General features: G+C 40.5%; 23 protein-coding genes and 4 tRNA genes. 5 read left to right on the top strand and 22 right to left on the bottom strand.

Annotation, left to right across the window (positions count from 1 at the left end; genetic code table 11):
• The first annotated feature begins 102 nt into the window (after nucleotides 1–102).
• Nucleotides 103–1005, top strand: coding sequence for an EamA family transporter (locus tag KP78_RS03365; RefSeq protein ID WP_041086330.1), 903 nt, complete (start codon nucleotides 103–105; stop codon nucleotides 1003–1005).
• A 412-nt stretch (nucleotides 1006–1417) separates the two neighbouring features.
• On the opposite strand, the gene KP78_RS03355 is transcribed toward KP78_RS03365, so the two are convergent.
• Nucleotides 1418–2023: a LysE/ArgO family amino acid transporter gene (locus KP78_RS03355; protein WP_041087418.1), complete on the bottom strand. Its 606-nt coding sequence runs from the start codon at nucleotides 2021–2023 to the stop codon at nucleotides 1418–1420.
• A 329-nt stretch (nucleotides 2024–2352) separates the two neighbouring features.
• Here KP78_RS03355 and KP78_RS03350 point away from each other — a divergent pair, with 329 nt between their 5' ends.
• Nucleotides 2353–2997, top strand: a complete 645-nt coding sequence (locus tag KP78_RS03350; RefSeq protein WP_084219677.1) for a glutaminase — start codon at nucleotides 2353–2355, stop codon at nucleotides 2995–2997.
• 243 nt (nucleotides 2998–3240) lie between these two features.
• A complete protein-coding gene (locus KP78_RS20920; protein ID WP_268747503.1) occupies nucleotides 3241–3369 on the top strand; it encodes a hypothetical protein in 129 nt (42 codons plus the stop codon).
• Nucleotides 3370–3423: 54 nt separating this feature from the next.
• Here the strand turns inward: KP78_RS20920 and KP78_RS03345 are convergent, their stop codons facing one another.
• The 12 genes from KP78_RS03345 to KP78_RS03295 form a co-directional block, all read right to left on the bottom strand.
• On the bottom strand, nucleotides 3424–4023 hold the full coding sequence (locus tag KP78_RS03345; protein WP_041086326.1) for a peroxiredoxin family protein: 600 nt from the start codon (nucleotides 4021–4023) through the stop codon (nucleotides 3424–3426).
• Nucleotides 4020–4640: a hypothetical protein gene (locus tag KP78_RS03340; protein ID WP_041086323.1), complete on the bottom strand. Its 621-nt coding sequence runs from the start codon at nucleotides 4638–4640 to the stop codon at nucleotides 4020–4022. Before KP78_RS03340 ends, KP78_RS03345 begins: the two co-directional genes overlap by 4 nt.
• A gap of 257 nt (nucleotides 4641–4897) precedes the next feature.
• Entirely contained in the window at nucleotides 4898–5692 is a 795-nt protein-coding gene (locus tag KP78_RS03335) for an MBL fold metallo-hydrolase (protein WP_041086321.1), read from the bottom strand.
• A gap of 6 nt (nucleotides 5693–5698) precedes the next feature.
• A complete protein-coding gene (locus KP78_RS03330; protein ID WP_041086320.1) occupies nucleotides 5699–6535 on the bottom strand; it encodes a two-component system regulatory protein YycI in 837 nt (278 codons plus the stop codon).
• Entirely contained in the window at nucleotides 6522–7853 is a 1332-nt protein-coding gene (locus KP78_RS03325) for a YycH family regulatory protein (RefSeq protein ID WP_041086318.1), read from the bottom strand. The genes KP78_RS03330 and KP78_RS03325 overlap by 14 nt, the downstream gene beginning before the upstream one ends.
• On the bottom strand, nucleotides 7850–9697 hold the full coding sequence (gene walK / locus KP78_RS03320) for a cell wall metabolism sensor histidine kinase WalK (RefSeq protein ID WP_041086316.1): 1848 nt from the start codon (nucleotides 9695–9697) through the stop codon (nucleotides 7850–7852). Before walK ends, KP78_RS03325 begins: the two co-directional genes overlap by 4 nt.
• A 6-nt stretch (nucleotides 9698–9703) precedes the next feature.
• Nucleotides 9704–10414, bottom strand: coding sequence for a response regulator YycF (yycF, locus tag KP78_RS03315; protein ID WP_041086315.1), 711 nt, complete (start codon nucleotides 10412–10414; stop codon nucleotides 9704–9706).
• Between the two features lie 229 nt (nucleotides 10415–10643).
• The gene (locus KP78_RS18950) at nucleotides 10644–10733 is read right to left on the bottom strand and encodes a M23 family metallopeptidase (RefSeq protein ID WP_084219672.1); all 90 of its coding nucleotides are present in this window, start codon (nucleotides 10731–10733) and stop codon (nucleotides 10644–10646) included.
• Complete coding sequence (locus KP78_RS03310) at nucleotides 10733–11785, bottom strand: G5 domain-containing protein (RefSeq protein ID WP_041086314.1); 1053 nt, start codon at nucleotides 11783–11785, stop codon at nucleotides 10733–10735. The genes KP78_RS18950 and KP78_RS03310 overlap by 1 nt, the downstream gene beginning before the upstream one ends.
• A gap of 502 nt (nucleotides 11786–12287) precedes the next feature.
• Nucleotides 12288–12360 (bottom strand) — tRNA-Phe (locus tag KP78_RS03305).
• 122 nt (nucleotides 12361–12482) lie between these two features.
• Nucleotides 12483–12558 (bottom strand) — tRNA-Asp (locus KP78_RS03300).
• 27 nt (nucleotides 12559–12585) lie between these two features.
• Nucleotides 12586–12660, bottom strand: a tRNA-Glu gene (locus tag KP78_RS03295).
• Nucleotides 12661–12943: 283 nt separating this feature from the next.
• Here KP78_RS03295 and KP78_RS03290 point away from each other — a divergent pair.
• Together KP78_RS03290 and KP78_RS03285 are read left to right on the top strand one after the other, a co-directional pair.
• A complete protein-coding gene (locus KP78_RS03290; protein WP_041086312.1) occupies nucleotides 12944–13363 on the top strand; it encodes a PH domain-containing protein in 420 nt (139 codons plus the stop codon).
• A 525-nt stretch (nucleotides 13364–13888) separates the two neighbouring features.
• Nucleotides 13889–14152 carry a hypothetical protein gene (locus KP78_RS03285; RefSeq protein WP_041086310.1) on the top strand — a complete coding sequence of 88 codons (264 nt, stop codon included), beginning with the start codon at nucleotides 13889–13891 and terminating at the stop codon, nucleotides 14150–14152.
• A gap of 74 nt (nucleotides 14153–14226) precedes the next feature.
• Here KP78_RS03285 and KP78_RS03280 read toward each other — a convergent pair whose 3' ends face one another.
• The 9 genes from KP78_RS03280 to ssb form a co-directional block, all read right to left on the bottom strand.
• On the bottom strand, nucleotides 14227–15513 hold the full coding sequence (locus tag KP78_RS03280) for an adenylosuccinate synthase (RefSeq protein WP_041086309.1): 1287 nt from the start codon (nucleotides 15511–15513) through the stop codon (nucleotides 14227–14229).
• Nucleotides 15514–15720: 207 nt separating this feature from the next.
• Entirely contained in the window at nucleotides 15721–17085 is a 1365-nt protein-coding gene (gene dnaB, locus KP78_RS03275; RefSeq protein WP_041086307.1) for a replicative DNA helicase, read from the bottom strand.
• A 116-nt stretch (nucleotides 17086–17201) separates the two neighbouring features.
• Nucleotides 17202–17651, bottom strand: coding sequence for a 50S ribosomal protein L9 (gene rplI, locus KP78_RS03270; RefSeq protein ID WP_041086305.1), 450 nt, complete (start codon nucleotides 17649–17651; stop codon nucleotides 17202–17204).
• Entirely contained in the window at nucleotides 17648–19627 is a 1980-nt protein-coding gene (locus KP78_RS03265) for a DHH family phosphoesterase (protein ID WP_041086303.1), read from the bottom strand. Before KP78_RS03265 ends, rplI begins: the two co-directional genes overlap by 4 nt.
• Before the next feature lie 162 nt (nucleotides 19628–19789).
• Nucleotides 19790–20725, bottom strand: coding sequence for a YybS family protein (locus KP78_RS03260; protein ID WP_041086301.1), 936 nt, complete (start codon nucleotides 20723–20725; stop codon nucleotides 19790–19792).
• Nucleotides 20726–21027: 302 nt separating this feature from the next.
• Nucleotides 21028–21204 (bottom strand): hypothetical protein, encoded by a 177-nt coding sequence (locus tag KP78_RS20505; protein WP_235420824.1) that lies wholly within the window; start codon nucleotides 21202–21204, stop codon nucleotides 21028–21030.
• A 168-nt stretch (nucleotides 21205–21372) separates the two neighbouring features.
• Nucleotides 21373–21445 (bottom strand) — tRNA-Arg (locus tag KP78_RS03255).
• 211 nt (nucleotides 21446–21656) lie between these two features.
• Nucleotides 21657–21893 carry a 30S ribosomal protein S18 gene (rpsR, locus tag KP78_RS03250; protein WP_041086299.1) on the bottom strand — a complete coding sequence of 79 codons (237 nt, stop codon included), beginning with the start codon at nucleotides 21891–21893 and terminating at the stop codon, nucleotides 21657–21659.
• Between the two features lie 43 nt (nucleotides 21894–21936).
• Complete coding sequence (gene ssb, locus KP78_RS03245) at nucleotides 21937–22467, bottom strand: single-stranded DNA-binding protein (RefSeq protein WP_041086296.1); 531 nt, start codon at nucleotides 22465–22467, stop codon at nucleotides 21937–21939.
• Between the last annotated feature and the right edge of the window lie 70 nt (nucleotides 22468–22537).

Here is a 22537-nt window from a genome sequence, read left to right as displayed (position 1 = left end):
CATACAAAACATTGATACTATATAAAGAGCTTATTTCACATTTAGTTATCTGCTATTCTACCTAACAATGAATTTTAAGTTTGTGAAAGGAAGGAAAGGTTTATGCTCAGATCAAAATATCCATTATTCCCCATCTTGTTTGCAGCCATTTTGTGGGGGACAACTGGTACTGCACACGCTTTCGCTCCTCCCTCCGCACACCCTATTTCGTTTGGGGCTATGAGACTTGCGTTTGGGGGAACGACGCTTTTGCTTTTTGTTCTTCTTCAGGGAAAATTAGTGCGAGGCAATTGGTCAATCAAACACGTGGTGCTTGCCGCCCTTAGTATGGCATTATATCAGCCTTTTTTCTTTTCTGCTGTCAGTGTAACAGGAATTGCTGTAGGAACGGTGGTTGCTATTGGCAGTGCACCGATTGTTGCGGGGATAATGGAATGGATGATTAATCGGCGAAAGCCCTCTCTCAACTGGTGGGTTGCAACGCTTATCGCCATTGTGGGGTGCTTCATGCTTTTTGCGAACCAAAACTCGGTCGTTGTTGACCCATTGGGAATTTTATTGGCACTCGGAGCTGGGTTGTCGTTTGCAAGTTATACCATTATCAGTAAAGAGCTTCTCCATACTCAATCACCTGATACTGTCGTTGCCGTTGTTTTTACAGTGAGTGCGCTGTTTTTAGCACCGCTATTATTTATATTTGATTTATCCTGGCTTTTCGAATTTGAGGGGCTTGCAATGAGTCTTTATCTTGGGGTATTTGCAACAGCCGTCGCCTACCTTTTATTTGCAAAAGGGCTGGTCAAGATCCCAGCTTCCACTGCCGTAACACTCTCATTGGCAGAACCGCTCACTGCCGCGCTATTAGGTGTTTTCCTAGTCGGTGAATCACTTAGCCTTCTGGCTTGGGGCGGTGTTGGGTTGCTGTTCTTAGCCATTATTGTACTTTCTGTTACACCGAAAAATAAACTGACTAAGGATGCATCTGGGTATTATAAAACTAGTTAGAAAAGGAGCAGGTTCTCATCCTGCTCCTTTTCTATTAGGGTATTGATCTAATCGGGCGGCGGCCTGTAAATGTGTGAGCACGGCTTGTAAATTTTTCTGACGGCTTGTAAATACCTGACGACGGCCTGTAAACTCATCACCACGGCCTGCAAAAGCTCCTTCCCCTTGATTCCAGTCAAAAATGGCCCCTAATTTAGGAGATTTTTCTTCAACAGCTCGGCGATTTCTTTTGAATTGTATTCATTCCTCGTTTCCAACCGGTTTATTATTATTTTTTGTCTTTCACTCGAGTGATTTTGATTTAACTTCCATTTTCCTTCGATTCTATTAATCTCGATTTCAAAGCCAACGATCTTTTTTTCTAAATTATAAAGAAATCCCAAAAATGATATAACCCTTTCTCAACCATCTATCAAAACACTTTCAACGCCATATACAAAGCCATTGTCCATATGATACAAGCAGAAATTTTATTTAAAAGATGAAGAAGCTTTCCATTTTGACCAAGCCTGCTCACAAACCTGCCCGCGATCGCAAGCACTGAGAACCATAGCCAGGACACCAAAATAGCGCTTATCGTAAAAGCCCATTTCTCGTCTCCTGTGTAATTCAGTGAACTGACCCCGATCACTCCTACTGTATCCAAAATGGCATGCGGGTTAAGCACAGAGACGGACGCAGCAAATAGGATTTGTTTTTTTACGGACAAGTTTTTTCCTTCTTCCATATTTTCCTGTTTTGTCTTCCATAGAATCCACCCCATGTAGATGAGAAACAGGATTCCAGCAATAAGAATAAACGTCTCCAGCCAAACAACTGTAAGAACGATCAGTGACACACCCATGACAGATGCTAAAATAAGGATCGTATCACAAATCGATGCGGTTAATACGACCGGTAATGTCCTAATAAAAGTCGGCTGAAGTGCTCCCTGGTTAAAAACGAAAATATTTTGCACTCCGAGCGGTAAAATCAATCCAAATGCCAATATTAATCCATGAAAAACGGCTTCAATCAATTCATTCTCTCCAATCATTTCTATCGTATGACTTATTATAAATTTTTTATCCAACCTAGTCTCCATCCAAATGGATCGTTCAGGACCCAACCAAATGCTATTATGATGGTCTGATCGGGCAACGGCCTGTAAATCTGTGAGCACGGCCTGTAAATTTCTCTGACGGCTTGCAAATGTGCCGCCACGGCCTGTAAATTAATCTCGACGGCCTGTAAACAGCAACTGCCCCAAAATTTTATTCAAATTCCACCTTCAAAAAAGAACATCCTTTTTAAATAAATATCACCCTAAAACGCCATGCTAAATGCAACGATAGTTAAAAGAGCCGCATGATGAAAATCGAGGAAGTAAATGCCAAATTAATGAAGTGGGTGGAAGAAAACCGCTCCCATACGATGCTTGGGGAGACGGTTGAGCAGAAGTATGAAGGATTTCTTTCATTTATTGAAACCCTCATTGGCCATCGTTTGGAGATGGATCATAAGGTTTTTCAATCCGAGCTGGAAACCTCCCATCGCAATCGTGCACTTGCCTATTACTTAAAAGATTCAATGCTGCTTGAATTAGAGGTAGAGGAAGCATTGGATATTTATATTCGACAATGCTCCATTTGTATTGGGTTAAAAGATCTCGCGAAAATTGGCCTTGTTATCGCACATGATGGTGCTGACCCGATTACAAAAAAACTAATTTTTGCTAAAGACATTGCCCGGATTGCGAAGGTGTTAATGGTGACGTGCGGGATGTATAATTCATCCGGTAAATTTGCGGCGCATGTTGGAATTCCTGCAAAAAGCGGTGTATCCGGAGCTATTTTAGCAGCAGTTCCTCCCAAATGGCATTTAGAAGAAGCGTTTCGCAATGGCTGCGGCATAGCCGTCTTTGCACCTGCGATTGACCCTCATGGAAACAGTACAGCGGGCACAATGCTGCTTCGCCGCATCTCTGCTGAATGGAATTTTAGTATCTTTTAAAATACCGGCTATGTTAAAAAAAAATTATTGATTTTGGCACTATGTTGATTGGAGCGGAAATTAACAGCCAAGTTTAACAAAGTCAGAATAATAAAAGCCCTCTACTACGATTGATAAAGGACCAAGGGATGATTTTTCCCATTGATTTATTCCGTCTTGAGATGCAGAAAAAATCAGTCTAACGTTAAATGTATACTCTTTTCTTAATGTGTATATTTACATTAAGAACAAGGGGGAATAAAAATGAACATGAACTTTTATGAATTAGAGCTGCTTATTAATTATAAAAAAGAACAGTTGCGCAAAGAAATGCAATATACCGAAACGTACAGAATGCATTTTGATCGTAAAAAAGGGAAACCAAAGAAATGAGAGAAGAAGAAACCCTCATGGATAATCCATGAGGGTTTCTGTTTTATACGAAATTTATTCATTCATCATGCTGGACATCATCTCTTGATCCATCGGCCCCAGTAGTTTTCTAATGATAACTCCTTCTTCATCCAGCATATATGTTGTAGGAATGGTAAATACCTGAAATTGGTCTCCAATGGAACCCGACTCATCCATCAAAACTGGAAACGTTAATTCAAAGTCTTCAGTAAACTGCTTCACTTTATCAATCCCGTGATCCATGCTTGTTAAATTCACGGCTAAAATCTCTACATTTTGATCCTTTGCTTCTTCCTCGTAATAGTTTTGCATATGCGGCATTTCCGCTATACATGGGGGGCACCATGTTGCCCAAAAATTTAAGATGATTTTTTTCCCGCGATAATCACTTAAGGAGACTTCTTCACCGTCCAGGGTCGTTGTTTGGAAATCAGGTGCAAGCTGACCTTCTTCCAGGATTCCTCCGTTTGAAGGAGGTGCTTCTTGTGCCCGGCTATTTTCTGCAGGAGCTACCGAGTATTGCTGCTGACGCGCTTGTTCTGCCTGCCGCTCTTTTTGATCATTAATCACATTTACAATCAAAATACTTACTAGAGCCCCCACCAATACAAGGGCTAGTATACGCTTAATCATGATTTTATCTCCTTCCGATTAAAGACCATCAGCACCGCGCTGATCAGCCATCCAGCTAAGAGAGGTTGATGAAACGCCTCACCATTTATCGAGCTTGACAGCCATTGTAGTGCAAGGACAACAAGCAATGTCATGAAGGGTGCTTCTTTCAAGAGAGCTATTTTGGGTGTGAGCACGCCTATAAGAATGAATAAATAGCCAGCAATCCATAATCCATCCGTCCACATACTATAGGTAAGAACCGCTTTATAGCCTTCAAATAATAGAAGAACCAAAACCCACGTCTTTATCCCGATCTTACGCCATTCTTCCTGCTTTTTTACGCGAATTGCATAGAGAATCACAACCGTAATGGTCGCGATCCACATACCGTATAGGCCCCCGTTATAATAAATGACGGACATAGGCGCTCTCCATATGAAATCCCAATAAAAGAGAACACTTGAAAATTTCCATACCAACACATACGCAAAAAATAAGTTGGATGCGTGATTGGCCGCATCCTTGCCCACCGTTTGCCGAATAATCAACCACGTTGTAAAAAATGAGAGAAGGAGTGCCGCTTGCGATGAAGAAAAAATTAGTGCGTTTATGTTATACCATTCGATTGTCGACACCCTCTTTTGCCTTTACTTTTATAAAAGCTGATATTGAATTTTACGTTATATTTATCCTAGCATTTATAGTTGTCTTTGCACAATAAATATACCCACCCAGGTATGATAAATTCGTGACTGAATGCACTCGTGGATGGAGATGAAATTTAATTGATCATTGATGACTCCGAGTGATCCTACATTTTCAAAAAAAAAAACGGTAAGAACCCTAGTTATCTAGAATTCTTACCGTTTTCTTCGTTACTATTTTATCTTACTTAAATGGCATACAGCTCAGTTGGTACTTTTGCATCTGTATCATGTAGCTCAAACTGCTCGCCAACGACATATCCGCGCTCCTGCAATGTTTGTGTCACACTCATGCGTGCTAAATCCTTCATGTTGTTATCCTTAGATAAATGCGCAAGGTAGATCCGTTTCGTATTGTCTCCTACTACATCGCTCATCGCAATCGCAGCATCTTCATTGGACACATGTCCAACATCACTCAAAATACGACGCTTGATATTCCATGGATAGTGGCACATACGAAGCATGCCAACGTCATGATTGCTTTCAAACACATAGGCATCGGCGCTGCCAATAGTGCCCTTCATTCGGTCGCTCACATATCCTGTGTCTGTCATGATGACAATCTTCTTGCCGTTTTGATGAAAGACATAAAACATTGGCTCAGCAGCATCATGCGAAACACCAAATGATTCAATATCAAGGCTGCCAAAACTTTTTACCGACTCCATTGGAAAAATAAATTTCTGCTCAGAGTCAATTTTGCCGATTAAAGGCTCCATAGCATTCCACGTCTTCTCGTTTGCATATACCGGAAGACCATAGCGCCTCGCGACAATGCCAAGGCCTTTAATGTGATCACTATGCTCATGTGTAACCAAAAGACCGGATAAATTTTTCATAGAACGGCCGATTTGCTGAAACAATAACTCCATTTGTTTGCCGCTCAAGCCAGCATCCACTAAAAACGCATGATCCTCTGTCTCCACATAAATCGCATTTCCAGTACTTCCACTTGCGAGCACACTCATGTGCATCGTCATATCGTTTCACTCCACTGCATCATCATTTTCTTCTTCCAGCGTCTTTAACTCAAGACTGTCTTCGTCAATATCTATGACCTGTCCTTCTACTGCATTTAAATATAAACTTTTACGATCCCCATCTTCTTCTTCAATCACAAAACGCCATGTTGGGCTAAGAACCTGTGATTCCGTTAGCTGAATAAAGGTGTAATAGCCAAGGTTTGCTGCGATGACTTCACTGCCTCGTTCCAAAAGTGCATGTCTGTAAAAGGTTTCTAGTGCATTCATAGGTGTAATGATTGATTGTTCTTCTGCAAACTCCTCTACTGAATCCAGCATCGTTTGTTCATAAGAAATCACGCTCATATTTTCGTCCAACTGAAACACGATTCGACCGTTCAAATTGAAGTAAAAAGGTGTGTCTTCATACTCCTGATAATAAATCAGCCGTGCATTGTCCTCATCATACTCCCAGAATGTATACTGCTGTCCGTTAATCACTGACTGCGATAAGAATGAATTTACTTCAGCAGGATTTTGGAAGTCATTCACTTTTATTGGAACATCTAACTCGGATCGAAGTGTAAAGCGATTCTCGACAACGGCTGTTTGTCTAGATAAAGAATCAATATCTGCACTAGAAAAAACATGTGCTTCAGCATTTAAATACGAGAGAGGCTCCACATCGACCGGTAAAATATTATATTGAATATTATCTTCGTTAATTTTCTCCTCTAGATCTGATTCTGCAATCACCTCATACTGACTGCTCTGATATTTATTCAGAAATAGCGTAAACAAAAAGATATCCAATATGAGAAAAACAACGATAAAAATTGTTTTCGTTTTACTCCAATCCAACGGGATTCCCTCCTCCCTCTATCGGTACTTGCTGCCAGCTGCCTTTATATTTGTAATACCACATAGGTTCCAAGGTGTATAAAATTGAATTTTCAATATCCCTCGTCATGTGATAGCCAATGATGACATCTTCCAAAAGCGCCGGATCAAAGTTTGGTTGTTTCTCAAGGTTGCTTATGACAGCATCACCTGTTGGGAGTGCTTTCGTTTCTGTTTGTGAAGGGAGCCTAACATCTAAACCCATAAACGAACGATCATATTTATAGATTCTAGTCTCTCCCCACTCCTGGTCAATTTGAGCAATCCCTTCATTGTTAAAAACGGGATGTCCCTGCTCATGAATGCGATAAGTGATTTGCTGTTCTTCCGGGTTGATGGAAAACAATCGGTAATCATCGGTCCATCCTTCGTGTTCATTCACAAATCTGCGGCTTTTTTGAATGAGATCACTCGGTATTGCTCCTATTTCCGTCTCTGACGATGGATTTACATAGTTAAGCATTCTATTTACCAAATCAACCTTCATCAAGCTTGATCCGTCAATATACTGCTCTTCGTTTCCGTTTGGACCAAGGGGATTACGATTTACCAGACTCGGATCAGAAAACAAAGCATCTTGAAACTGACCAGGATCATAAAAATTCATCCAATATTTATACTGAATCGCATTGGTGGATTGACTGGGTAGAAAAAGTGTTCTTTGCCCTCCCGCATCATATGAAAAATAACGTTGAAATTCCTGTGAAGCTGGTTGTATAACCTCACGATTAAACTGAACCATCACTGAATCGCTAACTTTTGCTTCATGCACGATTCGATCTTCATATAAGACAAAATATATGTTTAATGTATCGCCTTCACGCTCGTCAAGCTGAACCACAATCCGATCGAAGGTTGCCGATGGTAGATTGCTATCTTCAAACCTCAACACTTCACGATACGTTTCAAAGGGTGTTTCTGTTGGAAAGAGGATTTCAACCCGATCAGGCCCATGGACCAAATTTTTAAATTCCTCTTCACTTACTTCTGATGAGATATTGCGTACGTTAAATAACGTCCATCCCTTCATCATATCGATTAGCTGATTAATTTCGATGTCACTAGGCGTCCCATAAACCTCTTCTCCGTTATGAACAAGAATGCGATTAGGTTTCACTAGATCCTGTATATCTTTTTCAGCAGCGATCGAAATATCAACGGTCTCTGTACGTTCAATTATGACGTAGTCAGGCTGGTAAGACCAGACATTCCAAGTAAGTACTCCACTAAGTACGACTAGCAAAGCTAACAATATTGATTTGAATAATTCTATATTCATGACCATTCATCCTCATTTGTTGGATCAAACGGAAGGGAAAAGTAGATTGTCGTTCCTCTTCCTTCCACACTTGATGCCCATATACGTCCGCCATGAGCTGTTATCACTTCTTTCGCAATGGCAAGTCCAAGTCCAGTACCGCCAAGCTGCCTTGTGCGAGCCTTGTCTACTCGATAGAAGCGTTCAAAGATTTTTTTCAAATTCTCACGCGGAATGCCCATTCCCTGGTCAGCAACACTAACAATGATTTCTTTTTCTTTTTTCTCCACCTTAAAGCGGAGCTGTCCTCCCTCAGGAGAATATTTCAACGCATTGGATATAATGTTGTCCAATACCTGGGTTAGTTTATCAGTATCGATCTCTACATAAATCGCATCTTTCGGCAATTTTGTTTGGAATGTCACCTTTTGTGATCGTCCCATTTCAAAACGATCAATAATACGCTGGTAAAAATCAACAAAGTCTACCCAATCTCTGCTTAAACGATAATCCTTGCTATCCATTTTGGATAGTTGAAGAAGGTCATTTACAAGTCGGATCATTCGTTCTGTTTCTGTTTGCGTGACATTTAAGAATTGAGGTGCAATCTCTTTATCCTGCCATGCACCTTCTGCAAGTGCTTCTAAATAACTGCGCATTGTGGTCAGCGGCGTTCTTAATTCGTGCGATACATTTGCTACAAACTCACGACGTTCAGCATCAATTTTCTCTTGCTCCGTAATATCATGGAGCACGGTAATCAGTCCATTCACAAACCCTGTTTCTTTTTGAATAATGGAGAAATTTGCACGCAAAATATATGGACGTCCATCCGTACTAAAATCAAGAATTACCGATTCCTGCTGCTCCAGTAACTCCTCAAATGAGTATTCTTCCTCTACACCAAGCAGTGTAGTAATTGGCTGTGACAAGACTGTTTCACGTGAAACATTCAGCATCCCGGCCGCCGGATCATTAATTAATATGACTCGACCCTTGCGATCGGTTGCAATAACCCCGTCCGTCATATAGGACAATACGGAGGAGAGCTTTCGCCGCTCCCCTTCTGTCGTTGCCTGTGCCTCCTGCAGACGCTTTGTCAAATTATTAAAGGTTATAGCAAGCTGACCAATTTCATCGTATCCGTACACTTTTACCTTTCGAGAAAAATTCCCTTTTGCCATTGCGAGGGCCTGTTTTCTCATATCAGATATTGGACGCGTAATCGTTTGAGCAAGCAATACTCCTAAAACGGCTGTAATGATAAGGGATATTGCGGTTCCTCCCGCAAAAATCCGATTGATTTCGTTCATTTGAGAATAGACATTTTCGATTCTTGATACGATGTAAATAACCCCGATAACATCACCATTCGATGCAATCAAAGGAGAAGTGAGTATCCAGATCCGGTTTCCCGTTTCTTGGTCTACAAACGTTTGGTTATTTTCATCACCCAAGGCACTACCAAGAGTCAACGCACTTCTTACCATTTCATCTGTTGTGCGCTGTCCAACAATCGACTGGTTATTGGGATCTGATGTCCCCAAAATATTGCTATTCCTGTCAATCACTCGAATCTCTTCAATATCTTCTGAGACAAGACCGCTCAGCAGTATATTAATAGATGTCTTTAAAGGATCTTCATCTGATCTAGTCCCCTGAATATCGGCTGCAATTTCCTCTCTAACACTGTACTCAAGAGGATTTAATCGATCTTCAATAGATTGTTTGAAGTTATCAACGAGCGTTTGTTCCAGTTCACGGACAAAATATACACCAATAATCTGCATTGCAAGTGCAATAAGCAGTACATAAATCAGCACAAACTTCAGATGGATCGATCGAAAAAAGCCTACTTTCCTCATTCATTTCTACTCCTGATCTGGATTTCGCAAATAGTACCCTACACCGCGACGCGTAACAATCCATAATGGATGACTTGGGTTATCTTCAATTTTTTCGCGCAGACGCCGGACGGTTACGTCAACAGTTCGAACATCTCCGTAATAATCATATCCCCAAACCGTTTGCAATAGATGCTCACGCGTCATAACTTGTCCAATATGTTTAGATAAATAGTGCAGCAATTCAAATTCACGATGTGTCAGTTCGATTGTTTCACCCCGTTTTGAAACCATGTATGCATCAGGATGAATCGTTAAAGCTCCTACCGTAATTTCATTTGACTCATTTTCTTCCTCAAGCTGACCCTTCAAAGCCTGATGGCGGCGAAGATTCGCTTTAACACGTGCAACGAGCTCCCTTGTGCTAAACGGCTTCGTTACATAATCATCAGCACCAAGCTCGAGACCTAAAACTTTATCAATCTCGGAATCTTTCGCAGTCAGCATGATAATTGGCATTTCATACTTCTTTCGTACCTCGCGACAAACTTCCATCCCGTCGCGGCTTGGAAGCATAATATCAAGTAAAATTAAATCAGGCTTAATCTCTTCCACCATTGCAATGGCTTCATTTCCATCATACGCACAGTGAACTTCATAGCCTTCTTTTTTTAAATTAAACTGAAGGATATCTGCAATTGGCTTTTCATCATCAACAACTAGAATTTTTTTATCCATTTGACTGTTCTCCTTTTATAAATCACATAATCTTTATTTATTGATTGCCTACCACTATATTGAAAAAATATGGTTATAGCTAATGTATCATGTTATCATATTTAATTCACTTATTTCTGGTTAACCCTATAAAAAGTACTGTGATTTCCTCGGAAATATCTCTACAATCTTCCATATGGTAAAAAAAAACGTCTCCAACTCCTTGATGAGTTAGAGACGTTTCTTCTATTTATAAATAATCCATTGGGTCTACAAGAGCTCCGTTACGGTATACTTCAAAATGAAGATGAATCCCAGTAGAGAATCCTGTATCTCCCATTAATCCAAGTGTTGATCCCTGTTGAACGGTTCGGCAGTGATCGTTTGGCTCGTTTGAGTTCCGTTTGCTTCCTGAATCTCATAAGTAACAGTTTTCTCCCCATTATATCCTTCTTGCTGAACACGTGACTCTCCTTCTAGCACTTCATCGTCCTCAATTACTTCTTTATTAAATGAAATGACTTCATTCACACGCTTTTCCTTCTTCACCTTAACTGAAACCAGTGGTTGGAGAGCCGTCACCTTAAGCTCTTGTCCGATCTGCAAAACAGTATCTGCCTTCAGCGCCGGATTAAGTACAAGCAGCTCAGTTTCTGACAAGGCATGATCGGAGGCAATGGTCCCAAGCACATCTCCTTCTTGCACTTGGTAGGTTTTTTCCTCAATAGCTCCCTTCAATAAAAGAGACGCAGCCTCTGAAGCTGTATTTAATGCAGCTGGCTCAATCTGCACATCCTTCATTTCTGTATTACCCGTTATCTCAATGTCAATAATTCGTGTTTCATTCACATTTAGTTCGAGTAAAGACTTAGTGGATTGCATTTCAAACGCCATTAATTCTTCTTTGGATACTGCACTAAGTTTTAATTGACGTTTCATCTCTTCCACAGCTTTGTCATTTACAAGATACGCTACTTGCTTTCCATTAATTTCAACCGCTTTGGCATCTGTCTGAAATGATACGGATTCTTTAATATCGCTGAATATCTCTTTGTCCTTTGTGTTCGGATTAAAAACTTGTTCAGGGATTAACAACATTTCATTGGAGAACGATATTTTCGAATCTGCAAATTGATCCTGCAGACCTTGTTTTTGAGAAGAGATCCAATCCTCAATAGAATCTTTATCCGTTGTAACACCTATATAGCGATCTGCTATATACACGTGATAGACCGTGCTTAGTCCTCCAGATCCTCCACTACTTGCTTGTGCAGCATTTACTGAAACGACCAATGTAAGCAGAAAAGCGATCGCTAGCGCCTTAAGTTTTTTTGATAAGATATTATATGGTTTTATTAATGTATTTTTCTCTTGACGTTCATCTGCCCTCATGACTGAACTCCTTCCACTGCATCGAAAAATCTACGAATATTATTGAAAGATCCTTATATTCGAGCTAATTCGATTAAAAAAATCCTCATATGCTAATTTTCACACTATTCAACCGTACCATAAGTTACAGTTCAGATTGGAAGCGTAGTTAAATTGTAGCATTGCAAGACTATTATTGTTTTAGTTCAAGATTTACGAGACTTAAGAATAATATGAAGGATGTAGCTGTTGTCGAAATTGGATTAAGGTCCATAAATTTCTGAGTTAGATCCATAAACTTGGGATGAAGGTTCATAAATTGGTCTCACTTTAAAGATACAAATTTTTTTAGTATGACTGTAACTGACTTACTATCTGCTAGAACAGCTTTTCTGAATAAGCATAGCTGGATTTAAAAAAAATCACCGAGAAAAGATTCCCCGGTGATTGTATTAATTTATTTCATGTAATAAATCTTCTAAACAAAATAAAAAAGATACACCACGATTGCAGCGTATCTTGATGGCTTTGGACGGAATCGAACCGCCGACACATGGATTTTCAGTCCATTGCTCTACCGACTGAGCTACAAAGCCTCGGTTGCGGCTTACAATAAGCGGCGAATCTCTTCGTCACTTTCTTATAACCCTCATTAAGTATTAACATTTTAGTTCTTATCTAATCTTGCTTCTGATTTGAATTGTTTTGATAAGAATAATGGCGGTCCCGACCGGGATCGAACCGGCGATCTCCTGCGTGACAGGCAGGCATGTTAACCGCTACACCACGGGACCTTATTGCGTTATGTAAATAAAGATAAATGGTGACCCGTACGGGATTCGAACCCGTGTTACCGCCGTGAAAGGGCGGTGTCTTAACCGCTTGACCAACGGGCCGTTTGAAATGTTTTTGTAACAACGAATCTTAATATATCACAATCCTTTTTAATCTGACAATCTTTTTTTAAAAAATGTTTAAAAAGGTCTAAAAATATCGTTAATACAGAGATTTATCAAAATATAATTGTAATATAATGGTTATATTCATTCTAAATATGTATAAATATACTCGCCTACTGTGAATCCTTTTTTAAACTCGATCGTATTTATTATCAGGTGGGATAAACATATTTAGTAATAGAAGCATCCCACCAATAAATACAGCAAGGAGGGTCCCTCTATGAAATTTGTTGTAAAGAAAAATCCTATTATTGTTTTAATTATCCTAATGCTGCCTGTATTAACTGTGTCTCTCCCATTTTTGGAGCCAAATGATCCAGGTCTTTGGATTGGAATCGCTATAACCGCTATTATGTCTTTTCTTATGCTATGGGCATTGTTTCAGTCTTATTATGAAATAACCGAGGAGTCGATCACGCTCGTCTTCGGGCCAATCCGTAAGACCCTTCGACTTAACCAGCTGAAGTCTGTTAATTATTCTTATAATCCAATCTCATCTCCAGCCTGGACGTTTAAGAGAGTTAAATTTGTCTACGGGTCTTTCAATGATTTTCTTTTTGGCTCCGTACCAAAAGAAGAAGAGGCATTTTGGCAAGCATTGCGTGATCGATGCTCAGACGCTGCAAAGCTTCCTCGATAATTAAAATGCAAATTCATACATTGTATTGGTAGGATTAATTGATATTCTCCCAATTTTGACCCAGATAAAGGCACGAGCCGCTTTTTATTCTCGTTTTTTGCTTCGATTCCCTTTTAATGTCCCTTATTATCCCCTTGAACTCGATCTGCTGCGTTTCTGAAACGACGCAGCAGATCGAGTTCATTTCAATTTTTATGCTTTTTGATATCCAAACCCCTTCAGCTCCAATCTTTTCTCCTCAAGATTAGGCATTTTATCCAAAATCGTTAATTTCATTGATCTTTCGTTAATTAAAGTAGATGAAGTCTCTAGACTTGAGAAAATAAACTTTGCTAACCAATCCCTATAGCCTGGAATAAACTAATTTTAACTTACTATGTCATATTCTTCGATTTCCTTGAATACCACCATTTATCAGTAAATGATTATTATTAAAAAGGTGAAAGATTTTTACAATTGAAGACCATAATATAAGGAAATCGTGGGATTTGGATAAAGAATATACCTCGAGAGGAAGAGTTGAAAATGTGTGGCTATTGCCGTCAGCAAAACAATCGTTTAAGTGACAAATTCGTATTTATACTGTCAGAAGATCTTATTGAAAGATGTAATGGATTAGGTCTTGGGGTTGTGTTTACAGCAACCTTTGACGGTGGTATGGCCTATAAAATCACCTGGGACCAAGATGTAAAGGAAATTAATCATGACCATTCTATTTTCACCCATCGACAAGTTGAAAGAGGCATTAAAACAGGTGATTTTATTGTCATCAATGACTTAGTAAAATAACAAAATCTTTCACAAAATAAAGAAACACATAACATCGTTAAGAAAAGCGAACGATGTTATGTGTTTCTAATTTCTTATCTCCAAACGCTGCGAATAACGTTTGTTTGTGTACGGTCTGGACCTACAGAGAAGATTGACAATGGAATTCCTGTTAGCTGAGATACACGCTCTAGGTAGTGACGTGCATTGTCTGGAAGCTCATCTAATGAACGACAGCCTGTGATATCTTCATCCCATCCTGGAAGCTCTTCGTACACAGGCTCGCATTTTGCAAGCTCGCGAAGGTTTGCAGGGTATTCAGTGATGACTTTGTCTCCAATACGATAAGCAGTACAGATTTTCAGTGTTGGGATTCCTGTTAGAACATCGATTGAGTTCAATGAAAGATCTGTTAGTCCGCTAACACGGCGAGCGTGGCGAACAACTACACTGTCAAACCAGCCTACACGACGTGGACGGCCAGTTGTTGTACCGTACTCACGGCCTACTTCACGGATTTGATGACCAATTTCATTATCAAGCTCCGTAGGGAATGGACCATCACCAACACGCGTTGTATAAGCTTTAGACACGCCTACTACATGATTAATTTTGGATGGACCAACACCAGAACCGATTGTTACACCACCTGCTACAGGGTTCGAAGACGTAACATACGGATATGTACCTTGGTCGATATCAAGCATAACTCCTTGTGCACCTTCAAAAAGGACACGGCGTGCTTCGTCCAATGCGTCGTTTAATACGACAGACGTATCACATACGTATTTCGCCACTTGCTGGCCATACTCATAATATTCGTCAAGAATGTCCTCAATTTTAAAGCCTTCTACCTCATAGAAACGTTCAAGCAGACGGTTTTTCTCCGCTAAATTATGTGTAAGCTTCTCTTCGAATGCTTCACGATCAAGAAGATCTGCAATACGAATTCCCATGCGTGCCGCTTTATCCATATAAGCAGGACCGATTCCTTTTTTTGTTGTACCAATTTTATTTGCGCCTTTACGCTCTTCCTCTACCTCATCAAGCTTTAAGTGATAAGGAAGAATAACATGTGCACGATTGCTGATACGCAGATTGTCTGTGGTTATTCCACGGTCGTGTAAGTATTTAAGCTCCGCTACCAGCGCTTTTGGATCAACGACCATTCCGTTGCCAATAACAGAAATTTTATCCTTATAGAAGATACCAGATGGAATTAAGTGAAGCTTGTACGTTTCGCCACCGAATTTAATGGTGTGTCCTGCGTTATTGCCACCTTGATAACGTGCGATTACTTCTGCATGTTCAGAAAGGAAGTCCGTAATCTTACCTTTCCCCTCGTCTCCCCATTGTGTGCCCACAACTACGACTGAAGACATGAAATGCACCTCCGTTAGGTTATAAACCCTTTTTTTCAAACAAGATTAGTGTACCAATGTCTCGAGTGAGCGTCAACAACAAAAGACGAACATTAATGAAGAAAAAGATAAATATATTCGTATTAAACCGTTTTTACGGCGGAGCATTCATGTTTGTCAATATTTGAAATAGAAAAAACGAGCAAACAGGTTTCCCTGCTTGCTCGTTTATGCACCAGGCGGCATCCCCGAGTCGTCGAGCCGCCGTTCTAGATTAACGAACTTATTATATTCTTTTATAAAAGCAAGCTCAACCGTACCAACAGGACCGTTACGCTGCTTTGCGATAATGATTTCGATAATATTTTTATTTTCGCTTTCCTTGTCGTAGTAGTCATCCCGATATAGGAAGGCAACAATATCTGCATCCTGCTCAATACTTCCTGATTCACGTAAATCGGACATCATTGGACGCTTGTCTTGTCTTGTCTCAACACCACGGGACAGCTGTGAAAGGGCAATAACCGGCAATTCTAGCTCACGCGCGAGTCCTTTAAGAGAACGAGAAATTTCAGAAACCTCCTGCTGACGGTTTTCTCCTGGCTTTCCGTTCCCGTGGATCAGCTGCATATAATCTATTAAAATCATGCCCAGTCCATGCTCCTGCTTTAATCGACGGCACTTGGCACGAATATCCTGTACTCGAACCCCTGGAGTATCATCAATATAGATCCCTGCATTTGAAAGACTTCCCATTGCCATTGTAAGCTTGCGCCAATCCTCGTCTGTTAAGGATCCAGTACGAAGATTTTGTGCATTTATATTTCCCTCTGCACAAAGCATACGCATCACTAGCTGTTCAGCCCCCATCTCAAGACTAAAGATGGCTATATTTTCCCCCGTTTTGGTGGCAACGTTCTGAGCAATATTAAGCGCAAAGGCAGTCTTACCAACTGAAGGACGTGCCGCTACAATGATAAGATCATTGCGCTGAAAACCTGCCGTCATACGGTCAAGCTCTCTAAAACCAGTCTCCAACCCTGTTATTTCTCCTTGCTGGCTGGTTAATAGTTCAATATTATCATAGGTTCTGACCAAAACATCCTTCATTTGATGGAATGCGCTCGTATTTTTACGATTCGCTACTTCCATGATGTTTCGTTCAGCCTCGCCAAGAAGGTTTTCAACCTCATCTTCTCTTGAATAACCATCCTGAGCGATCGTTGTTGCTGTACGAATAAGTCGTCTCAGCAAAGATTTCTCTTCCACGATACGCGCATAATATTCAAGATTGGCAGCAGTTGGCACAGAAGCAGCCAGATCACTTAAATAAGATACCCCGCCAACATCCTCAAGCTCTTTAAGCGCAGAAAGCTCCTCCGTTACTGTAATAAGATCGACCGCTTTTCCTTTATCGCTAAGACGCATCATAATTTCAAAGATCTTTTGATGCGAGCTTCTGTAAAAGTCTTCCGGCATGAGAATTTCAGCTGCTGGAATAAGCATTTGAGGTTCTAAAAAAACGGCGCCAAGCACTGCTTGCTCAGCTTCTATATTTTGAGGCGGAATTCGGTCCGCATATTGTTCGTTCATCTTTCCATTCCCCCTCCCATATTCGTTAAAAGGGTTTTGATCAAAAAAAATGTGATCTCAATTGATCACATTTTTCTCTAGTATAGCATGGATTCGACCAAAATCGACCCATCTCCTTATTTTTCCTCTGTAACATGTACCTTTAAGGTTGCTGTAACCTCTTGATGCAGCTTAACAGGTACATTGGAATAACCAAGCGTACGAATTGCATCGTTCATTTCGATTTTGCGTTTGTCAATTTTGATTTGGTGACGTTTTTTTAATTCTTCAGCAATTTGCTTTGACGTGATGGAACCAAACAAACGACCACCTTCTCCAGATTTGGCAGACAGTTCCACCGTTAGTGATTCAATCGTTTTTTGCAAGTCTTTTGCTTCTTGCAGCTCTTCTTGTTCTGCACGTTCCTGTTTTTTCTTTTGGGCTTCAAGCTGTTTTACGTTTCCATTATTCGCTTCAACAGCCAGATTATTTTTCAGCAAATAGTTGTGTGCATAACCATCTGATACGTTTTTCACTTCACCTTTTTTTCCTTTACCTTTAACGTCCTGTAGAAAAATTACTTTCATTGTTCTTCCGTACCTCCTTCAATGTGTTCACTGATCGCCTGTTTAAGGCGTTCAACTGCTTCTTCAATGGTTATATCATATAACTGAGTAGCTGCGTTGGTTAAATGACCGCCGCCGCCAAGTCTTTCCATAATCAATTGTACATTCACCGTACCAAGAGACCTTGCGCTGATTCCGACAACATTCTCATCCCTCAATGCCACAACAAACGAGGCTGCGACGTCCTCCATTGATAAAAGAGTGTCGGCTGCTTGTGCAATAATAACGGAGTCATGTACATGGTCTTCCTCACCTATAGCAATTGCCATCCCATGCTGGTAAAATGATACAGTTTCAATAAGCTTTGCTCGTTCAACATAAGTTGAAACATCTTCCCTAAGGAATTGCTGAACCAGCATGGTATCAGCACCAAGTGTTCTTAAATAGGATGCTGCATCAAAGGTACGCGATCCTGTTCGCAGTGTAAAGCTTTTCGTGTCGACAATGATTCCTGCGAGCAATGCTGTTGCTTCAAGCATCGTGATTTTATCATGCTTGGGCTGGTAGTCCAGCAGCTCTGTGACTAGCTCTGCAGTGGACGATGCATAGGGCTCCATATAGACAAGAAGAGGTTGTTCTATGAATTCCTCACCTCGTCTATGATGATCAATGACAACAACCTTTTCTACCTTATTCAGCAGCCGCTCTTCAATGACTAGACTTGGCTTGTGCGTATCAACAACAACAAGCAGCGTGTCTTCCGTCGCCACTTCAAGTGCCTCTTCTGGGGTAATCATATGAGAATAGAGATCCGGTTTCTGTTTAATCTCTTCCATCAAACGTTTTACACCATTATCAATTTCGTTAAAATTAATGGCTACATAGCCTTCACGCTGATTCATTTGAGCAATTTTACGAATCCCTATCGCGGCTCCAATTGCATCCATATCCGGTCGTTTGTGGCCCATTACAATGACTTTATCGCTCTCCATCATAAGCTCTCGGAGGGCATGAGATATGACACGCGCACGTACCCTTGTCCGTTTTTCCATCGGGTTTGTTTTACCGCCATAGAATTTAACTTTCCCATTTTGCTGTTTGATTGCAACCTGGTCACCACCACGTCCAAGAGCAAGATCTAAGCTAGACTGGGCCTGTACACCAAGCTCCGGTAAGCTCTGGGCACCTGAACCGATACCGATGCTAAGCGTTAACGGAACATTTTGCTTTGATGTGTCCTCACGAATGGCATCTAAAATGGTGAATTTCTCTTGCTCCAGCTCACGAAGGATTTGTTCATTCATAACAGCCATAAAACGCTCTGAGGATATCCTTTTGATAAAGATTTCGTGATCATTTGCCCATTTATTTAATAGTGAAGTAACCGCACTGTTAATATTGCTGCGCGCCTGATCGTCCATACCTTGCGTTAATTCGTCATAATTATCGAGGAAAATAATGGCGAGCACTGTCCGATCCGCTTCGTATTGCAGTTCGACCTCAGACTGTTCTGTTACGTCGAAAAAATAAAGCAGCTTCTCATCCTGCTTAAGTACAATTCGAAAAAAACGGCCCTGCCATGACACAATTTCCTCTGTGTATCCTTCTTTTTTGACAACTGGCACTAATACGTCTGCCACGTCGTACAACGAGCGGCCAATCATAGATCCACCCTCTACAAACGAGGATAAATACGGATTTGCCCACTCTACAAAAAAATCATCGTTAAATAACAGAATGCCCACTGGCATCTCCATTAGTGCTTCTTCACCGACACGTTTAACTCGATACGATAGAGTTGAAATATACTTTTCGGTATCTTCATAAAAACGTCTTTCATAAAGAAAAGCAGCCCATAATAATGGCGCCGAAACAACAAGCCCAATTAACATGAACCACAAATTGAAAAAAGCCAGTGCTGCAACTATTAACCCTAATGATACCGAGAGGCCAATTAACAATTTCCGCATCACCCGATGTTGAAAATAACTTGGCATGCTTTCAGCTCCCACAACCGATTTATCCGATTCAGCAAAGATTTAATTCTATATATCCATTATTAAAACCCCATAAACGCGCTTTGCATATTGTACAATTGCGCTCATTAATGAATCACTATAGATGCAATTTTCTGCAGCCTAAAGATAAGTTTATACTTTTTATGAATTTTTCAGCAGGCGATGCCGCAAATCAAACCCTAAGTCTATTATACCTAATATTCGGGTAAAAGGGCTTAAGAGAAGACCAAAAATCGTCAAAAGAATGATTATCCCTTTATTCCATTTTTTCAAATGGCTGTAAAAATGAATAAATGAGAGCCCTTGGACAATCATTAACAGCTCTAAGGCAATTTGCAAATTTGCAATTGCCAAGCTAAACATGCTCCCTGCCTCCGGCTCACTGACGAGTGTAATAATCAGCACAATTAAATAGTACCAAATGACACTTTTAGGCAGGACAATTTCGCGAAATGGCTGAAATTTCGGCACATCAATTTTAAGTCTTCTAACAATTGGAAAATTTATGATCATAATAAACAGAATCACCGATGCAGCTGAGAATACAATAAGAGTGGGCAGCAATGATTCAAATAATACTACTGCACTCGTCCAATCTGTTCGAATCTGTGTTACGTCCTGGCCAAATGACGCTGCTAACGCGAATGAATTCTCCATGCTTTCATTCATTAATGTAAAAAATTGTTCAACGATATTTTGTTCAAGCAATACAAGTGAAACCACAAACATTAAAAGTATATTGGCAATAAGCACCAATGTAGAAGCGATGAAGATATTGAATTTACTTTTTCCCTTTTGAATCATCCATCCCATTACAATACCAACCGTTCCATACATTAATGCAAGCGGTAGTGAGAGGAGTGTACTAATGATGGCTGAAACCCCCAGTGCTGCTGCAAGCATAAGAAAAGATTCACGCAAGGAATATCGTGCACTATAGACTATAAATGGTAAGGCCAAGAATAAAGTCGATACGATCGACAATAATGGAACGTACGTAGAAATCAGGAGAAGAACCGCAAAAAATGCAATCAAAATAGCACCTTCTGTCAATTTTCTCGTACTTGATTGATTCATTTAGTCACCTCTATCAATTTATCTTATTTTCGTCATTTTTTATTACATAAGAAAATAGTATCATGTCAATTCTATCGATGATGCATTTTCCTATCAACTATTTATCGCTAATTCGTTTTATTTGGAAAAAAAATCCTTCACAAAATAAAATAAATACCGCTTGTTGATTCTTCTCAATTTAATATGGAGTGACTCAAGAGTCAGTTCATTAAATTAATTATTGCCTCTTGTTGTATCTGAAAATGATCGACTTCCTGTCTTAGGGCAAAACTCTCTTTATAATGACTAATGTCTGTTTTAACTCATCTGTCACACACAGACTGTTCAGCCAGTTTTAAGACTTCCAATGCCATAACCACCGCAAAGCCTCTCCTATATTCATCTGCTCTTGAAGCTTCAATCGATGATTTCAACTCCAAGTAAATTTGTTCAAGAAATATCGGTGATCGTGAATGATCGATGCAATGAAAATATGTCATATACTAATTAAGCCTATTGCTATATCAATAAACCCTCACAAAAGGAATATGAGAGTTAAGATAAAGTGATGCATTAAAGCAAAACAACAAATCCCCCTTATTCTTTTCACGTTAGACGAGCAACAGAAAAGAATAAGGGGGATTACTGTTTCGTAAATATATAAAGAACGGCCCCGAGAGGATTCGAACCTCCGACCTGCGGTTTAGGAAACCGTCGCTCTATCCCCTGAGCTACGGAGCCAATATGAAAAGCGGAAGGCGCTTGCTCAGCTGCGACAAGCACAAGGTGCAAGTGGCGTATTGGCGCTCTTTGCCAATGAGCCACTTGCACCTTGTGATCTTGAGCAGCTAGCGCCTGCAGCTGGATCTCATGAAAAGCGGATGAAGGCATTCAACCACTATTCATTTTGAAAACAGCCACCGATCCTCGGGGACCAGCGGCTGTTTATCGCTTATTCGCCTGCTACGAATGGTAGTAATGCCATTGTACGTGAACGTTTAATAGCAATTGTCAACATACGTTGATATTTAGCGCTAGTTCCAGTTACACGACGCGGTAAAATTTTACCACGCTCAGAAATAAACTTTCTAAGAAGATCTACGTCTTTGTAGTCGATGCTTGTGATGCCGTTAGATGTAAAGTAACACACCTTTTTACGACGACGTCCGCCTCTGCGTCCTCCTGCCATGAGATTCCCCTCCTTCTTGATTAAATTTTTATGAGATTACACCTTAGAATGGTAAGTCATCATCTGAAATGTCGATCGGCTGACCGTCATTGGAGAATGGATCCTGATCCACACGCGTGTAATTTTGGTTTTTTTGATTATTCTCTCGTGGTTGATTCTGACCGAAGTTGTTACTTTGGTTACTTTGGTTACTTTGGTTACCCTGGTATCCTTGATTTTCGCCATAACCTCCACCAGATTCGCCCGATGATGCATTTCTCGGTTCTAAGAATTGAACGCTTTCTGCGACTATTTCAGTCACATACACACGTTTTCCTTCTTGGTTATCATAGCTTCGAGATTGAACTCGTCCATCCACACCGGCGAGACTTCCCTTTTTCAAAAAGTTAGCCACGTTTTCCGCTGGGCGGCGCCACACAACACAATTGATAAAATCCGCTTCACGATCCCCTTGCTGATTCGTAAACGAGCGATTCACAGCAAGCGTAAAGGTTGCAACCGGCACACCATTCGGCGTGTAGCGCAAATCTGGATCCTTCGTTAACCGACCTACTAACACGACTCGATTCATCATCAGAATCAACTCCTTTGCCTTTGATCAGGCTGCTTCATAAAGTACCCTGTGCATCGGTGATCATTTATCG

Source organism: Jeotgalibacillus soli, from assembly GCF_000829435.1.
Taxonomy (GTDB): domain Bacteria; phylum Bacillota; class Bacilli; order Bacillales; family Jeotgalibacillaceae; genus Jeotgalibacillus; species Jeotgalibacillus soli.
The sequence above is the reverse complement of the archived record's forward strand: the minus strand, read 5'-3'. Positions and strand labels throughout refer to the sequence as shown.

What these genes read in the sequence shown, in the direction of transcription:
- KP78_RS03365 (WP_041086330.1), top strand. Translation starts at nt 103, where the DNA reads ATGCTCAGATCAAAATATCCATTATTCCCCATCTTGTTTGCAGCCATT.
- KP78_RS03350 (WP_084219677.1), top strand. Translation starts at nt 2,353, where the DNA reads ATGATGAAAATCGAGGAAGTAAATGCCAAATTAATGAAGTGGGTGGAA.
- KP78_RS20920 (WP_268747503.1), top strand. Translation starts at nt 3,241, where the DNA reads ATGAACATGAACTTTTATGAATTAGAGCTGCTTATTAATTATAAAAAA.
- KP78_RS03345 (WP_041086326.1), bottom strand. Translation starts at nt 4,023, where the DNA reads ATGATTAAGCGTATACTAGCCCTTGTATTGGTGGGGGCTCTAGTAAGT.
- KP78_RS03335 (WP_041086321.1), bottom strand. Translation starts at nt 5,692, where the DNA reads ATGACGATGCACATGAGTGTGCTCGCAAGTGGAAGTACTGGAAATGCG.
- KP78_RS03325 (WP_041086318.1), bottom strand. Translation starts at nt 7,853, where the DNA reads ATGAATATAGAATTATTCAAATCAATATTGTTAGCTTTGCTAGTCGTA.
- walK (WP_041086316.1), bottom strand. Translation starts at nt 9,697, where the DNA reads ATGAGGAAAGTAGGCTTTTTTCGATCGATCCATCTGAAGTTTGTGCTG.
- yycF (WP_041086315.1), bottom strand. Translation starts at nt 10,414, where the DNA reads ATGGATAAAAAAATTCTAGTTGTTGATGATGAAAAGCCAATTGCAGAT.
- KP78_RS18950 (WP_084219672.1), bottom strand. Translation starts at nt 10,733, where the DNA reads ATGGGAGATACAGGATTCTCTACTGGGATTCATCTTCATTTTGAAGTA.
- KP78_RS03310 (WP_041086314.1), bottom strand. Translation starts at nt 11,785, where the DNA reads ATGAGGGCAGATGAACGTCAAGAGAAAAATACATTAATAAAACCATAT.
- KP78_RS03290 (WP_041086312.1), top strand. Translation starts at nt 12,944, where the DNA reads ATGAAATTTGTTGTAAAGAAAAATCCTATTATTGTTTTAATTATCCTA.
- KP78_RS03285 (WP_041086310.1), top strand. Translation starts at nt 13,889, where the DNA reads ATGTGTGGCTATTGCCGTCAGCAAAACAATCGTTTAAGTGACAAATTC.
- KP78_RS03280 (WP_041086309.1), bottom strand. Translation starts at nt 15,513, where the DNA reads ATGTCTTCAGTCGTAGTTGTGGGCACACAATGGGGAGACGAGGGGAAA.
- dnaB (WP_041086307.1), bottom strand. Translation starts at nt 17,085, where the DNA reads ATGAACGAACAATATGCGGACCGAATTCCGCCTCAAAATATAGAAGCT.
- rplI (WP_041086305.1), bottom strand. Translation starts at nt 17,651, where the DNA reads ATGAAAGTAATTTTTCTACAGGACGTTAAAGGTAAAGGAAAAAAAGGT.
- KP78_RS03265 (WP_041086303.1), bottom strand. Translation starts at nt 19,627, where the DNA reads ATGCCAAGTTATTTTCAACATCGGGTGATGCGGAAATTGTTAATTGGC.
- KP78_RS03260 (WP_041086301.1), bottom strand. Translation starts at nt 20,725, where the DNA reads ATGAATCAATCAAGTACGAGAAAATTGACAGAAGGTGCTATTTTGATT.
- KP78_RS20505 (WP_235420824.1), bottom strand. Translation starts at nt 21,204, where the DNA reads ATGACATATTTTCATTGCATCGATCATTCACGATCACCGATATTTCTT.
- rpsR (WP_041086299.1), bottom strand. Translation starts at nt 21,893, where the DNA reads ATGGCAGGAGGACGCAGAGGCGGACGTCGTCGTAAAAAGGTGTGTTAC.
- ssb (WP_041086296.1), bottom strand. Translation starts at nt 22,467, where the DNA reads ATGATGAATCGAGTCGTGTTAGTAGGTCGGTTAACGAAGGATCCAGAT.